This is a genomic window from Paenibacillus sp. J22P51 (assembly GCF_059692215.1).
In genome coordinates this window covers 1-13,396 of the sequence record NZ_JCAUAZ010000023.1, presented here as the reverse complement: position 1 = coordinate 13,396, position 13,396 = coordinate 1, and the positions used below count along the sequence as shown (strand labels likewise).

General features: G+C 46.9%; 9 protein-coding genes, 1 rRNA gene and 1 riboswitch. All 10 genes read left to right on the top strand.

Annotated features, from left to right (window positions below):
• The first annotated feature begins 23 nt into the window (after nt 1-23).
• Nucleotides 24-956: an RNA polymerase sigma-70 factor gene (locus AC58QC_RS28335; RefSeq protein WP_497418373.1), complete on the top strand. Its 933-nt coding sequence runs from the start codon at nt 24-26 to the stop codon at nt 954-956.
• A gap of 134 nt (nt 957-1,090) precedes the next feature.
• Complete coding sequence (gene bcp, locus AC58QC_RS28330) at nt 1,091-1,573, top strand: thioredoxin-dependent thiol peroxidase (RefSeq protein WP_497418372.1); 483 nt, start codon at nt 1,091-1,093, stop codon at nt 1,571-1,573.
• A gap of 36 nt (nt 1,574-1,609) precedes the next feature.
• A complete protein-coding gene (locus AC58QC_RS28325) occupies nt 1,610-2,851 on the top strand; it encodes an MFS transporter (RefSeq protein ID WP_497418371.1) in 1,242 nt (413 codons plus the stop codon).
• 223 nt (nt 2,852-3,074) lie between these two features.
• Complete coding sequence (locus tag AC58QC_RS28320; protein WP_497418370.1) at nt 3,075-4,547, top strand: polysaccharide deacetylase family protein; 1,473 nt, start codon at nt 3,075-3,077, stop codon at nt 4,545-4,547.
• 64 nt (nt 4,548-4,611) lie between these two features.
• The gene (locus AC58QC_RS28315) at nt 4,612-5,589 is read left to right on the top strand and encodes an AAA family ATPase (RefSeq protein WP_497418369.1); all 978 of its coding nucleotides are present in this window, start codon (nt 4,612-4,614) and stop codon (nt 5,587-5,589) included.
• A 9-nt stretch (nt 5,590-5,598) separates the two neighbouring features.
• Nucleotides 5,599-6,813: a DUF58 domain-containing protein gene (locus AC58QC_RS28310; RefSeq protein WP_497418368.1), complete on the top strand. Its 1,215-nt coding sequence runs from the start codon at nt 5,599-5,601 to the stop codon at nt 6,811-6,813.
• The gene (locus AC58QC_RS28305) at nt 6,800-9,196 is read left to right on the top strand and encodes a transglutaminase TgpA family protein (RefSeq protein ID WP_497418367.1); all 2,397 of its coding nucleotides are present in this window, start codon (nt 6,800-6,802) and stop codon (nt 9,194-9,196) included. The genes AC58QC_RS28310 and AC58QC_RS28305 overlap by 14 nt, the downstream gene beginning before the upstream one ends.
• Nucleotides 9,197-9,308: 112 nt before the next feature.
• Nucleotides 9,309-10,847, top strand: coding sequence for a glutamine-hydrolyzing GMP synthase (guaA, locus tag AC58QC_RS28300; protein ID WP_497418366.1), 1,539 nt, complete (start codon nt 9,309-9,311; stop codon nt 10,845-10,847).
• A gap of 364 nt (nt 10,848-11,211) precedes the next feature.
• Nucleotides 11,212-11,312, top strand: a riboswitch (purine riboswitch).
• Nucleotides 11,313-11,455: 143 nt separating this feature from the next.
• Nucleotides 11,456-12,859 (top strand): NCS2 family permease, encoded by a 1,404-nt coding sequence (locus tag AC58QC_RS28295; protein ID WP_497418426.1) that lies wholly within the window; start codon nt 11,456-11,458, stop codon nt 12,857-12,859.
• A gap of 342 nt (nt 12,860-13,201) precedes the next feature.
• Nucleotides 13,202-13,396, top strand: a 16S ribosomal RNA gene (locus AC58QC_RS28290); the annotation flags it as partial.

Sequence of the window (13,396 nt, the reverse complement as noted above, 5' to 3'; positions counted from 1 at the left end):
AGTAAAATCGGGAGGTGTGCCGGATGGAGATCACAGGAACAGAATCGGGAGCTTCCGAACAGATCTATCTGTCCTATAGACCCTTGTTGTTCTCCCTAGCGTATCGCATGTTGGGCAGTGTGGTGGACGCGGAAGATGTCGTTCAGGAGGCATTTCTGTATGCCAATGAGACCAAGCTGGAGCATGTTCACAATCCCAAGGCTTACCTATGCAAAATCGTGACCAATCGGTGCATCGATAACCTGCGCTCCGCCAGCAAAAAGCGAGAAGTTTACGTAGGACCTTGGCTGCCAGAACCGCTGATGGGCAGTCAAAATTCCCAAAGCACCCCGGATGACGTATACACACAGAAAGAGTCGCTCTCCACGGCCTATCTTCTACTTCTGCAGCAGTTGTCATGGGTAGAGCGGGCGGTGTTTCTGCTTCGGGAGGTTCTGCAATACGAATACGATGAAATCGCAGAGATTGTAGGTAAAAGCAGCACCAATTGCCGGCAAATTTTTCGTCGGGCTAAGAGTGCCATAAGCATCCCGACAGAGCGAGTCGGTGAAACGAAGTTGCAGCTCAAACAACCTGAACTCAAACAAACGGCAGCTGTCGTGGAACAATTCGTACACGCGTTGGTATCGGGGAATATCGCTCAACTATTAACCATCGTGAAATCCGATGCGATCCTGTACTCTGATGGCGGCGGCAAAGTGAAAGCGGCCATCAATCCGATTATAGGTGCTGAGCGGATTGCATTGTTCTTGTCTGGTGTTTTGGCCAAAGTGCCAGAGGGCTATCGGTTTGAGCTAACTACGGTTAATGGTGAAATGGGCATTGCAGCCTATGTGAACGATCAACCCAATAATGTGATGACCTTCCAAGTGGAAGATGGGCTAATTAAGGCATTTTATCTCGTTGTGAATCCTGATAAATTGAGGCACCTTCACAAGGAATCATCCGAAACATAGCTTCCTTACATGCATGTACAACGGCTGCTAACGAAGTCTTTACGATTCGGAGCAGCTTTTTCTGTTTGATGTCATCCAGGGAATGTCGCATAATGGATGAAGATAAAGCTGGATAGCAAGAGGAGAGAGCACCATTGAAAAAAGTGAATGAAACAGCAATAACCAAGCGTAAAGCACCTGCCTTTTCGCTGCCTGCCACTAACGGAGAGAAAGTTTCTTTAGCCGACTATAAAGGGCGTAAAGTCGTCATTTATTTTTACCCGCAAGACAATACACCAACCTGTACCCAACAATCCTGCGACTTTCGAGACTATAACGGAAAGTTTGCGGAGTTAGGTGTTGAAGTGATCGGCATCAGCCCAGACGAGCTGAAATCGCATGACAAATTTATTACCAAGTACGAGCTTCCATTCCTCCTGCTTTCAGACACGAATCATAAGGTAGCTGAGAAGTATGGGGTATGGGCGTTGAAAAAGCTGTATGGCCGTGAGTATATGGGCATTATTCGATCGACGTTTCTTATCAATGAAAAAGGATACATCGTGAAGGAATGGAGTAAAGTGAAAATTAAAAATCACGTACAGTCTGTGTTAGATGCTGTGCTGGAAATGAAGTAAGACAATCCAATACTTTCATCGAGGTGTTTATACAACATGTGGCTCATGCTCAAAGACCGAAGAATGATGTTTCTTATGATTGCCAATATGTTATCCTCGATCGGCTCAGGAATTACGATGATCGGGGTACCGTGGTTACTGGTGAATCGGGCAGGGGGAAGTGAGATATATGGGTATGCGACGCTTGTTTCTACCCTGATTCTGTTCCTGCTTTCGCCTCATATAGGCGCGTATATTGACCGCATTTCTCGTAAAAAAATGCTGCTGGGCAGTGAAATTGTCAGCGGTGCCGTCACACTGCTATTTGCATTGTGGGGAATCCTATCAGGTCATTTTGAAACGTGGCAGTTGATTGTCATCTATTTCAGTGGCTCTCTTTACTATAATGTCCATTTTCCAACGCAGTTCGCATTTACACAGGAGATCTTCTCCAAGGAGCAGTATAAGACATTAAACGCCATTCTTGAGGTACAAAATCAATCCACCTCCATGATCGCAGGGGGCCTGGCGAGTCTGCTAATTGACCATATCAATTTTGGCTGGATTCTATTAGCCGATGCGTTGACCTATTTCTTAGGTTTTGGACTTTTTCTGCTCATTCCCTATATCAAGAATAAGTCAGTCACCGCGACTGGCGCTGTCTCCATGTGGGCGAATTTCAAGGAAGGGTATACATATTTGAAAACGAGACCGCTGCTAGTCTTATTTTTCCTATGTGCGCTGATGCCTTTCCTCTGTGTGATGGTAGGTAACTATCTATACCCCGTGTATATTACAAGCGTTCTTCAAGGTGGGGCGAGTGTGCTTGGGGCGGCTGATATGGTTTTTGCCATTGGAGCTATCGTGGCAGGTTTAACAATTCCATTGATTATGAAGCGATTAGGCTCATATGCGACAACGATTCTCGCATTTGTCATGTTCAGTCTATCGATCGTCTTCTTCTATTCGTTTCCAATCATCTCTATCTTTCTAGTATTCAAATCGTTGAACGGCTGGGGTAATGCGGGAAGTCGCGTAGCGCGAAATACGATTCTGATGGAAATCGTGCCGAATCATCTGATTGGCCGAGTGAACAGCTTCTTCAATACCGTAGGGATGGGGATGCGTGTTCTGCTCATCGCCGTCTGTACGCAAATCGTTTCCTTCCAGGGGGCAAGAACCGCGATTTTGCTGCTTGGCGTGTTGCTGATCGTGAGCTTTGTGGGCCTGATTGGCAGTCGATCTCTGTTTAAAATTGGAACGAAAGAGGAGAGCCGTAGCCTGCCTCAGGAAGCTTAAGCGAGCTGCCAAATCACACTTTAACGATGCTTCTCATTGCTGAGAGGGATCGTTTTTTTTCAAATATAGCATGTATATGTTTCACATATAAGGCGGCTATATTTCTCCATAAACGCACTCGTCCTAAGAGGACGAGTGCGTTTATTTTGTGTCATACTCTCGCACCTCCGCCCATATAATCTATCAGATGTCAAAATGATAGAACATGCGGAGGGATCATCGGATGCGCTTACAAGTACAAACTCCAAGCAACGGTAACGGAAGACTACGAATTCAAATCATGATGGTTGTTGTGTTACTAGTTTCACTCTTGATTGGTATGACACCGGCCAAAGCCGCGGACAATGATGCTGATCCAGCTGTGCAAGAGGTGTTTGGGCAGCTTCAAGCAGGAAAGCGACTGAAGAGTGAGGGGACATATGTAACACCGGAGCAGCCTACTGTGTATCTGACATTTGATGATGGTCCTAGCAAGCTAACGAATAAGGTGCTGGACATTCTAGATAAAGAGGACATTAAGGCGACGTTCTTCGTACTTGGCGAGCAAGCGAATGCGCATCCTGCTGAGCTCAAAAGAATTGTGAAAGACGGTCATGCCATTGGCAATCATACATATAATCATGTTTATAAAGAGCTTTATAGTGATTTTCAAACCTTTTGGAACCAAATTCAGCGCAGCGAGGACATTATTTCAAATATCGTGGGGATAAGACCACAACTCGTGCGTGCGCCTGGCGGGACTGCTACGAATTTTGATGCTAACTACTTTTACCTCATGGAACAAGCCGGTTATATCGTGCATGACTGGAATGTTGACAGTGGGGACTCCAAGAGAGTTAATGTACCTGTGAATGAAATCTGGCAGACGGTGAAGGCTTCACCTCTTGAGCATGAGATCAATATTTTGTTTCACGACGGCACTGGCCATGAATCATCAGTTGAAGTATTACCCCAAGTGATTAGCTACTACAAAAAATTAGGATATGCGTTCGCGCCGTTGACGGAACAGGTTAAACCAAGACAATTCGCTGTCACGAAGCCGAAATGGTCACGAAATATGAGCTTGAAGCAATTTCAAGCGTTGATAAAACAAACACAGCAATATGCAGTTGCTCACCCGAGCCCGTCTGACATAGCGAAGAAGGAAGAGGAAAAGCTCCTCGCTCAGAAACTAGAGGCCGAGGCTGAAGAGAAAGCGAAAGCGAAGAAGGAAGAAGAGGAGGAGGCTGCTCGTATTCTCGCCAAACAAGCAGCCTTACCTCTGCAGGTTCATGTGCTCGGAGGCAATACATTTTCTATAGAACCATCGATATATAAGCTGCGTGAGAATCAAATAGAGCTGTCTCTACGCTATCTCATCGAGAAGATGGGCGGAAAGGTCGAGTGGCAGGCGAGTACGAAAACAGCCAATGCGCATTATGGCATCTATGATATGGACTATGATCTAGCGAATAGAAGCATTAGTTTGTTTACTTTAGGTAAGCAAACAGCCACTTATTCGTTAGCGGATATGAACATGCAAAATAATCAAATCATCGTGCCATTACGCAAAACCATAGCTTCACTAGGTGGTCGAATTACGAATGCCGTGATGGAGTCGAACAATCGGGAGGTTTCTTTGGCGCTGCGACCACTCTACTTTTTCAATGAAAATAATAGTATTCTCAAAAACTCTCTATTTGCTATGGGAGGTTAATGTCTAAAAGAGTAGAGAGCTGGAAAAACTAGAAGCATACCCTTATAAAGGAGGCTTCTTGTCTATGGCATCGAAAACCCGAATATTCGATCAACCGCAGCCTCTTGTGGAACGGATGATCATGAACGTAGAGAAAGTGATAGTTGGCAAAAGAGAGACGATAGAGAGAGCTTTTATCGCCATGTTGAGCGGTGGTCATCTACTGCTAGAGGACGTGCCAGGTGTAGGTAAAACCATGCTAGCACGCGCATTAGCCAAAACGATCGGTTGCGAGTTTAAGAGAATTCAATGTACGCCAGATCTGCTTCCTTCGGATGTAACCGGTGTTTCCGTTTTTAATGTGAAAAGCAATGAGTTCGAGTTTCGCCCAGGGCCGCTAATGACGTCTGTCGTACTTGCGGATGAATGTAATCGGACTTCTCCGAAGACGCAGTCTGCTTTCCTGGAAGCGATGGAAGAGAAACGAGTAACGATTGACGGCACTAGCTATGAGCTGCCGAAGCCCTTCGTTGTCATCGCGACCCAAAATCCAATGGATTATGAAGGTACGTATGCCCTGCCGGAAGCGCAGATGGATCGCTTTATGATGAAGCTTTCGCTCGGCTATCCAACCCATGATCAAGAGATTCTGATGTTGGATCGCTTGCAGGATCGTCATCCATTGGAAAACCTGAAGCCTGTTATCGTGCAGGATGAGTTTGTGCAATTACAGAAGGAAGCCGCCATGATCCATGTGGATAACACGTTAAAAGATTTCATAGTTCGATTAGCCTTAGCAACGCGAGACCAAGCTGATTTTTACATCGGAGCGAGTCCAAGGGCGTCTTACGCCTTGATGCGTGCTGCACAAACAGCGGCTTATGTGAAAGGGAGAAGCTTTGTTGTTCCCGACGATATTAAGGATTTGGTTTTACCTGTTTGGGCGCATCGGCTTATTCTAACTTCGGATGCTCGCATGATGGGGCGTTCGGCAGAACTGATTCTTAAAGGCTTATTAGATGGCATGCAAACACCAGTTCTTCGTTATGTCACAGCGAAGTAGGGGGCCATTATGAGAAGCTGGGGGAAGTCGACGTTATTGCTCGTTGGTAGTGTGTTGATGGTCTATTTGGCATATCGACAAGGTGGATTTGCTGCGTGGTATCTAGGCATCTGTTTATCGTTGATCTGGATTCAGGCTGGCTTGTTTTATGTGTTTGCTCTGAAAGGCTTGAGCTTGAATCGGCACATGTCAGGGGACGTTTTTCTTTCTGGTGAAGCTGTGACGATTGTACTGGAGATCAAGCATCGCTCACTAGTACCTTTGCCTTGGCTGCTGATGAAAGAAACCTGGATACATGAAGGAAGCGGGAGAAAGCTCGCGTATAGCAAGCTGCTTTTTCCTTGGTTTCAGAAGACGCTTTTGCTTCCTTACAAAATGACTCATCTCATGCGCGGCAGCTACCGCTTTGCTCACCTTGAAGCTGTGGCGGGGGATCTCTTCGGTTTCGCGCTTCGCAAAGTATATAGGGAAGACTTGCGACGATATGTCGTATATCCACGGCCGGATGCTTTGGGTGGAAGCGGGATGACGTTTCAATCCGATGAGGGCTCTGCAACACGAAGTTCAAAGGCCGCCGAAACGCCGCTGATTAGCTCCGTGCGCGATTACGTCAGCGGTGATCCATATCACCGCATCCACTGGAAATCGACGGCTCGTCTGAGCCGTCTGATGACCAAAGATCCCGAGCAGACCGCCTCCACGAAGTGGATGCTGCTGCTCGATGTAGCGCCTGCGGCGGGCCCGGCAGAAGCGGCTCAGCCGCTGCTGGAGAAGGGCGTCGCCCTTGCGGCGGGGTTCTTCGAAGCTGCCGCGAGCGGGCGAGAGAGCTGCGGCTTCGCCTGCAGCAGCTCTAGCACAAGGCGAATCGTGCCGACGATTCGCCCCGATCTAACGCTCGCGTACGAAGTACTCGCGAGCGTTGGCGGCAAGCCCGCCCTGCCCTTTCCTGACCTCGTCAGGAAAGAGGCGGCAGACTTGCCGCTGGATGCGTCGATGCTGTGCATTACATCGACGCTGGATGTGGCGCTGGTGCGCGCGGTCGCAGATGCGCGCACCAGGCGCCGAGCTGTGCACGTGATCTACGTGCACGCGCGGCCTTCCCTCTCGGTCGCAGAGCGAGAGGGGGCTTCTCAGCTGCAAGCCGCAGGCTGCAGCTTCACGGAAGTGCCGCATCCGCAGAGCCAGTGGCCAAGGCAAGGGGGTGTTGCGGATGCAACCGCTTGAACCACGCCGCATGCTACACGCGCGCTCAATAAAAAGTACTTCAAACACAAGTGAGTCACGATCCAGTACTACACAAGTGAACTCTCTGCACGCTTCGATCCCTTCACACCCAGACACACCACCCAGCGCAACCCGCAACCCGTCCCAGCTCATCTTTCGCGCGGACACGATACGGCCTACTCACAATAGTCTCTTCCGAGACAGTCTCATCACCCTGCTGCTCTTTCTCCTTCTCTCGGAATGGTTGCGTCCATTGGCGTGGCTGGGCGATGAGTCGATCCAAATAGGACCGATCCTGGTCGTTTTTGCGCTCTGCCTTGCACTGGATTGCTTCCGAGTTCCGTATAGTTGGGGATGGCCCGCGAAGTTCAGTATTATCATCATGTTTATTGGTTATATGTTTGACCGAAGGGAGTTGCTCGCTGGGGGATGGATCGTCTCACTGGTGAGAACGTTCGTTCAAGATTTTATGTACATCGTTCAAGCTCATTTTGATCTCATCAGCGGTGAAATGCGTACGCTTTTATTCTTAATGGGGTGGGCACTCCTGCTCTCTGTTGTTCAAGCGCTTATGCTGCAAAGGCAGCATAGTCTTTGGTTTGTGATGGCAACGTTGACCTATCTCGTAGGTATTCAGCTTGTATTAGGGGCAGATACCGTTCAAGGGATTATTCGCACATTAGGCTACGGGCTGCTCCTTATGGCTCTTCTTAATCTTTCAAGGATTGAAGAGACGTATAAAGTGACGATTACACGTTCAAGAAGTTATTTGCAATGGCTTATGGTCAGTGTGATTGTCGTTGGCTTCTTGACTGGCGTTGGATTGTTTTCTGCCAAACAAACCGATTCTGAACCTTTGATGAAGCCAGTGAGTTGGGCGCATTGGTATGATCGTTTATTTGAGCTCTATAACGAAGACATGGGCGTAAGTCCTGCCGTGGCGACTTCTGGATATGGCCAGAACGACACTGCGTTAGGAGGTCCACTCCAAGTGGACACATCGCCAGTCTTTACAGCCAAAACCTCCGAATTAACTTACTGGCGCGGCGAATCCAAAAGCTACTACGATGGCAAAGGCTGGACACAGCCGATTCAAAAGCTGGAACCTTTTGCAGCCTCTACTCCGTCGTCAACACTACCCGTAGTGGAGCAGGAGATTTTGCTGAATGGGAAATCATCCAATAAACAATTGTTCGTAGGTGGTCAACTGCGGAGCGTGGATATGTTATTGAGCGAAAAAGGGAAGCCAATGTCTTCGAGTAGTCTTCTGACTTCCGATGCGAGCGGCTTAACAACCTTGCCGGAGATCGCAGATCCACTATCCTATTACAAAATAACTGTTCAGCCCGTCACGGAAAATCCTGATCTGTTGAACACAGATATCGCTCCTTACCCAGAAGAGATTACAAACGAGTATTTGCAATTGCCAGAGGCGCTGCCGCGGACTGTGCGGAGCACGGCAGAGCAAGTCACAGAAAATCGCTTGACTCCTTATGCCAAAGCGGTGGCTATCGAGCAGTATTTGAGTCAAACCTTTCCTTATAGTCTCGAAAAGCCTACCAATCCCAGCCGAAATGAGGATTTCGTCAGTCATTTCCTGTTCGTTGATCGAACAGGGTATTGTGATCATTTTTCCACGGCCATGGTTGTCATGCTTCGTTCTGTTGGTGTACCCGCTCGGTGGGTGAAGGGGTTTGCTCCAGGATCAGCAGGCACCGTGGATGACAATGGGCTTCAAGAGGTTGTTGTTCGGAATCAAGATGCGCATTCCTGGGTTGAGGTGTATTTTCCATCGATGGGATGGGTCCCATTCGAGCCGACTCCAGGCTTTTCAGGAATATCTGCGGATCAACCGAGAGATATGTTGACTACAGAAACGATGGAGCAATTGGGGATGACGGCTTCCCTCGCCAATACACAGGTATCGAGTTCGATCATCAACAAGTCGAGTGAATGGTTGCACACAATGAAGAATAATCTTATCCAATTAGTAAAGGCTTATAAGAGTGCTGTTTTTGTTCTAATCGGCAGCATCTGTCTACTTGTTGGTATGATTCTCGTGCTTAGACGACAAGGATACTTGTTGCATAGAACGGTGGAGCTCCCGAGCTACAACAACGAAACTTCGAATCAACAGCATCCTATTACGCCGTATATGGATCGTTTGTGGAGACAGCTTTTCCGCAAATACGGTGTAAAGCCAGCCAATCAAACGGTTCGCGAATATGTCATGAATCTTCAGGTGACCCATCAAGGGCAACAACAGGCACTGATGGCTTTCGCTCAAATTTATGAAAGTGTCCGCTATGATCCAGCACGTGCTTTTGCCTATTCGAAGCGGGAAATTACAGCGATTTGGAAAGCCATTCAAAAGACACATTAAATCCCCTTTACATCCTAGGTGCCTAATGTTTAAAATTAGTACCTAGAAATAGCGGTAAGTGGACAAGGGTTCTCCCAAAGCTTTAATCGCTATGAACCTAGGAGGTCGGATAATGAGTAAACCAAGTGAATTGATCGTCGTTTTAGATTTTGGAGGCCAATATAACCAACTGATTGCTAGACGAATTCGTGATTTGGGCGTATACAGCGAATTGCTGCCGCACAATACAACGGTTGATAAAATTCGTGAAATTAACCCAAAAGGGATCGTATTTTCCGGCGGACCTGCAAGCGTATATGGCGAAGGAGCTCCTTCGGTTGATGCAGGCATTTTCGATTTGGGTATTCCGATCTTAGGTATTTGTTATGGGATGCAGTTGATTGCACACCAATTGAACGGGAAAGTTGAACGTGCACATACACGTGAATACGGGAAAGCGGATCTAGAGTTCTCGAACCAAAGCCCGCTAGTCAAAGGTCTTGAGGCGAAACAAACGGTATGGATGAGCCATGGTGACCATGTTTCCGTTTTACCGGATGGCTTTGTTGTTGAAGCAAGCACAGAATCACTTCCAATTGCTGCAATGAGCAACCGTGATCGCAAAATCCATGCTGTTCAGTTCCACCCTGAGGTTCGTCACTCTGTTCAAGGGAACGAAATGATTCACAACTTCATTTATGAAGTGTGTGGTTGTGTCGGCGATTGGACGATGTCCTCTTTCGTGGAAGACATGATTAAAGAGCTTCGTGCAGAAGTTGGCGACAAAAAAGTGCTTTGCGCACTGAGCGGCGGCGTTGATTCCTCCGTTGTTGCGATCCTGCTTCATAAAGCAATCGGAGCGCAATTGACATGTATGTTCATTGACCATGGCTTACTTCGTCAAGGCGAAGGTGAAAGCGTCATGGAGACGTTTGTCGGTAAATTTGATATGAAAGTTGTTAAGATCGATGCAAAAGACCGTTTCCTTGGCAAATTGGCTGGCGTAGCGGATCCGGAGCAAAAACGTAAAATCATCGGCACCGAATTCATTCGTGTGTTTGAAGAAGAATCAAGCAAGTTTGATGACTTCACTTTCTTGGCGCAAGGGACGTTGTACACGGATATCGTTGAAAGTGGTACAGCTACCGCGCAAACAATCAAGTCGCATCATAACGTTGGCGGCCTGCCGAAAGATATGAAGTTCAAGCTGATTGAGCCATTGAAAACACTATTCAAAGACGAAGTGCGCAAAGTAGGCGAAGAGTGTGGCCTTCCGTCCGCGATCGTGTGGAGACAGCCATTCCCAGGTCCTGGACTTGCTATTCGTGTTCTAGGTGAAGTTACCGAGGATAGGCTGAAAATAGTTCGTGAATCCGACGCCATCCTACGCGATGAAATCGCCAAAGCTGGCCTAGATCGTGAGATCTGGCAGTACTTCACGGCGCTTCCAGGCATGAAAAGCGTAGGCGTCATGGGTGATGCTAGAACCTATTCCTATACAGTAGGTATCCGCGCGGTAACCTCCATTGACGGCATGACAGCCGACTGGGCACGTATCCCTTGGGATGTGCTTGAGAAGATTTCCGTCCGTATCGTAAACGAGGTTGAGAACGTGAATCGTATCGTGTACGACATCACTTCCAAACCGCCGGCTACGATTGAGTGGGAATAGCTGCTGCAGATTGGGCAGTGCCAATAGCATGAAAGAAAGACTCTCTTTGAGCTGTAGATCAGCTGGAAGAGAGTCTTTTATTTTGAACGAGTTTATTGGAAAAATATGTTACATTATATGGACACCCAATATATTGGAGTACCCAATGGAGGAATGGTTATGGTTATGATTGCAACGATCTTGGTGGCGCAACAGTGAAAAAATCAATTCTGCTTGTCCAGGGGTTGCCTGCTCTAGTCGCACTTATTTTCGTTCTTTTTACCTAGCAGAAATAGCTGCATGAAAAGGCGAACGATTTGTTATATTTTACCCTTGAATCGTTCGTCTTTTTTTATTGACACTTGCTCAATTCTTCACTAGAATATGAAATTGGATAACAGTTTTTCGTATAATCTCGGGGATTGGCCTGAGAGTTTCTACGAGATCACCGCAAATGATCTGGCTACGAAAAAAAGGAACGGTATCCGTATGAGTTTTTACGTGCGACTTCACATTTTGAAGGCAGCCCTCATATGGACGGCTCCTTTTTCGTACCCGGAATCAGACAACATGATTCCGGGTTTTTTGCTGTTCCCCATCATTCGTTTAGGAGGAGTAGGAAAATGGGATTGGATCGTTTTTTTAAATTGAAACAGAATGGCACCACCGTAAGAACAGAAATCATGGCGGGGATTACGACGTTCATGACTATGGCTTACATCCTTGCAGTAAATCCAGATATTCTGAGTGCTTTCAAATCAGGGGCGACGGGTGGAGACTGGACTTCCATTTTCTTAGCTACAGCCATCGCGGCAGGCGTTATGACGATTGCAATGGGTCTTTTCGTTAACTTCCCAGTAGCACTAGCACCGGGGATGGGCTTAAATGCGTACTTCGCGACGATCATTCTGACGTCACAAGGTAAGTTTACATTTTCGATGGCGCTCACGGCGGTGTTTATTTCGGGGATTATCTTTATCATCCTTACGATTACGAAATTGCGTCAAATGCTTCTTGTGGCTATCCCGGATAGCTTGAAGCATGCGATCACTGTGGGAATTGGTTTGTTTATCGCCATGATCGGTTTCAAGAACAGCGGTATTCTAAGCGTTGCAGTTGAAGCAGGCAATGATATTAAAGCACATCAATATACAGAGGTTCTTTCTTTTGAAACGATTTTTCACCTAGGTTCATTAGAGAATAAAGGTGTTATTTTAACCATCATCGGAATCTTGTTGATTTCAATTCTTATGGTACTGCGTGTTCGTGGCGCGATTCTGTTCGGAATTCTAGGAACGACGGTAGTTGGGTATTTCATGGGTATGGTGGATCTAGGTACATTAACTAGTGACAAAACAACTTGGGTACCAGATATGACTAAGCTGCGTTTTGGTGATTTTGATTTCGCAGGTATTATGACAACGGGAATCATTTCAGTCATTGCTACATTTACGTTTGTTGAGTTATTTGATACATTCGGCACCATGGTTGGAACAGCTTCCCGTGCTGGTATTATGAAGAACAAAGAAGAAGGCAACAAACGTGTAGGTAAAGCGATGTTCGTTGATGCGATCGGTGTTAGCGGCGGTGCATTAGTTGGAACGAGTACGGTAACGGCTTACGTTGAGAGTGCAGCAGGTGTAGCAGAGGGTGGACGTACAGGTTTAACAGCCGTCACAACTGGCGTATGTTTCTTGCTTGCCTTGTTCTTAGCGCCAATCGCTATGTTGATTCCAGGTTCTGCAACTGCAGCGGCGTTAATCGTTGTTGGTGTTCTTATGGTTCAATCCATCAAAGAGATCGACTTCCAAGACTTCGTTATCGCGATCCCAGCGTTCCTTACGATTGTATTGATGCCTTTCACATACAACATTGCGAACGGCATTTCCTTCGGAATCGTGACGTACGTCGTTCTAGCAACAGCAGCTAATGTAGGTGGCAAAAGTGAAAAGAAATACAGTGTCCACTGGTTAATGTGGATTCTAGCTCTTCTAATTATTGCACGATATGTCTTTATTGGAAGCCAAGGTTAAAAATAAGGTAAGGCTCTGGTGCATCAAGCGCCAGGGCTTTTTTTATTGTCGTTTTTTTCCATGATATAAAACTTGCATTCCCCTGGAGGATTTGTTATATTACTCCTTGTCGCTTCGGCGGTCGAACGAAAGAACGAATGAACGAAAGAAATTTCAAAAATAGTTCTTGCATTCGGACAGGCTGATGTGGTATATTACTTCTCGCTGCTTCGGTAACACGGCAGTGAGCAAAAGAAATTGATCTTTGAAAACTGAACAACGAGTGAGTAAGCACAGTCGAGTAATCGACTATAAAGAGATTGCAAAATCTCGCTAGCTTCAAATGAGCAAGTCATCTTTTCTATTATGGAGAGTTTGATCCTGGCTCAGGACGAACGCTGGCGGCGTGCCTAATACATGCAAGTCGAGCGGGTTTATCCTTCGGGATAAGCTAGCGGCGGACGGGTGAGTAACACGTAGGTAACCTGCCTTTAAGACTGGGATAACTATCGGAAACGATAGCTAAGACCGGATAACTGGTTTTCTCGCATGAGAGAA

Bases quoted from the DNA above. Each gene is read 5' to 3' on its own strand.
- AC58QC_RS28325 (WP_497418371.1), top strand. From the start codon at position 1,610: ATGTGGCTCATGCTCAAAGACCGAAGAATGATGTTTCTTATGATTGCC.
- AC58QC_RS28335 (WP_497418373.1), top strand. From the start codon at position 24: ATGGAGATCACAGGAACAGAATCGGGAGCTTCCGAACAGATCTATCTG.
- guaA (WP_497418366.1), top strand. From the start codon at position 9,309: ATGAGTAAACCAAGTGAATTGATCGTCGTTTTAGATTTTGGAGGCCAA.
- AC58QC_RS28310 (WP_497418368.1), top strand. From the start codon at position 5,599: ATGAGAAGCTGGGGGAAGTCGACGTTATTGCTCGTTGGTAGTGTGTTG.
- AC58QC_RS28305 (WP_497418367.1), top strand. From the start codon at position 6,800: ATGCAACCGCTTGAACCACGCCGCATGCTACACGCGCGCTCAATAAAA.
- AC58QC_RS28320 (WP_497418370.1), top strand. From the start codon at position 3,075: ATGCGCTTACAAGTACAAACTCCAAGCAACGGTAACGGAAGACTACGA.
- AC58QC_RS28315 (WP_497418369.1), top strand. From the start codon at position 4,612: ATGGCATCGAAAACCCGAATATTCGATCAACCGCAGCCTCTTGTGGAA.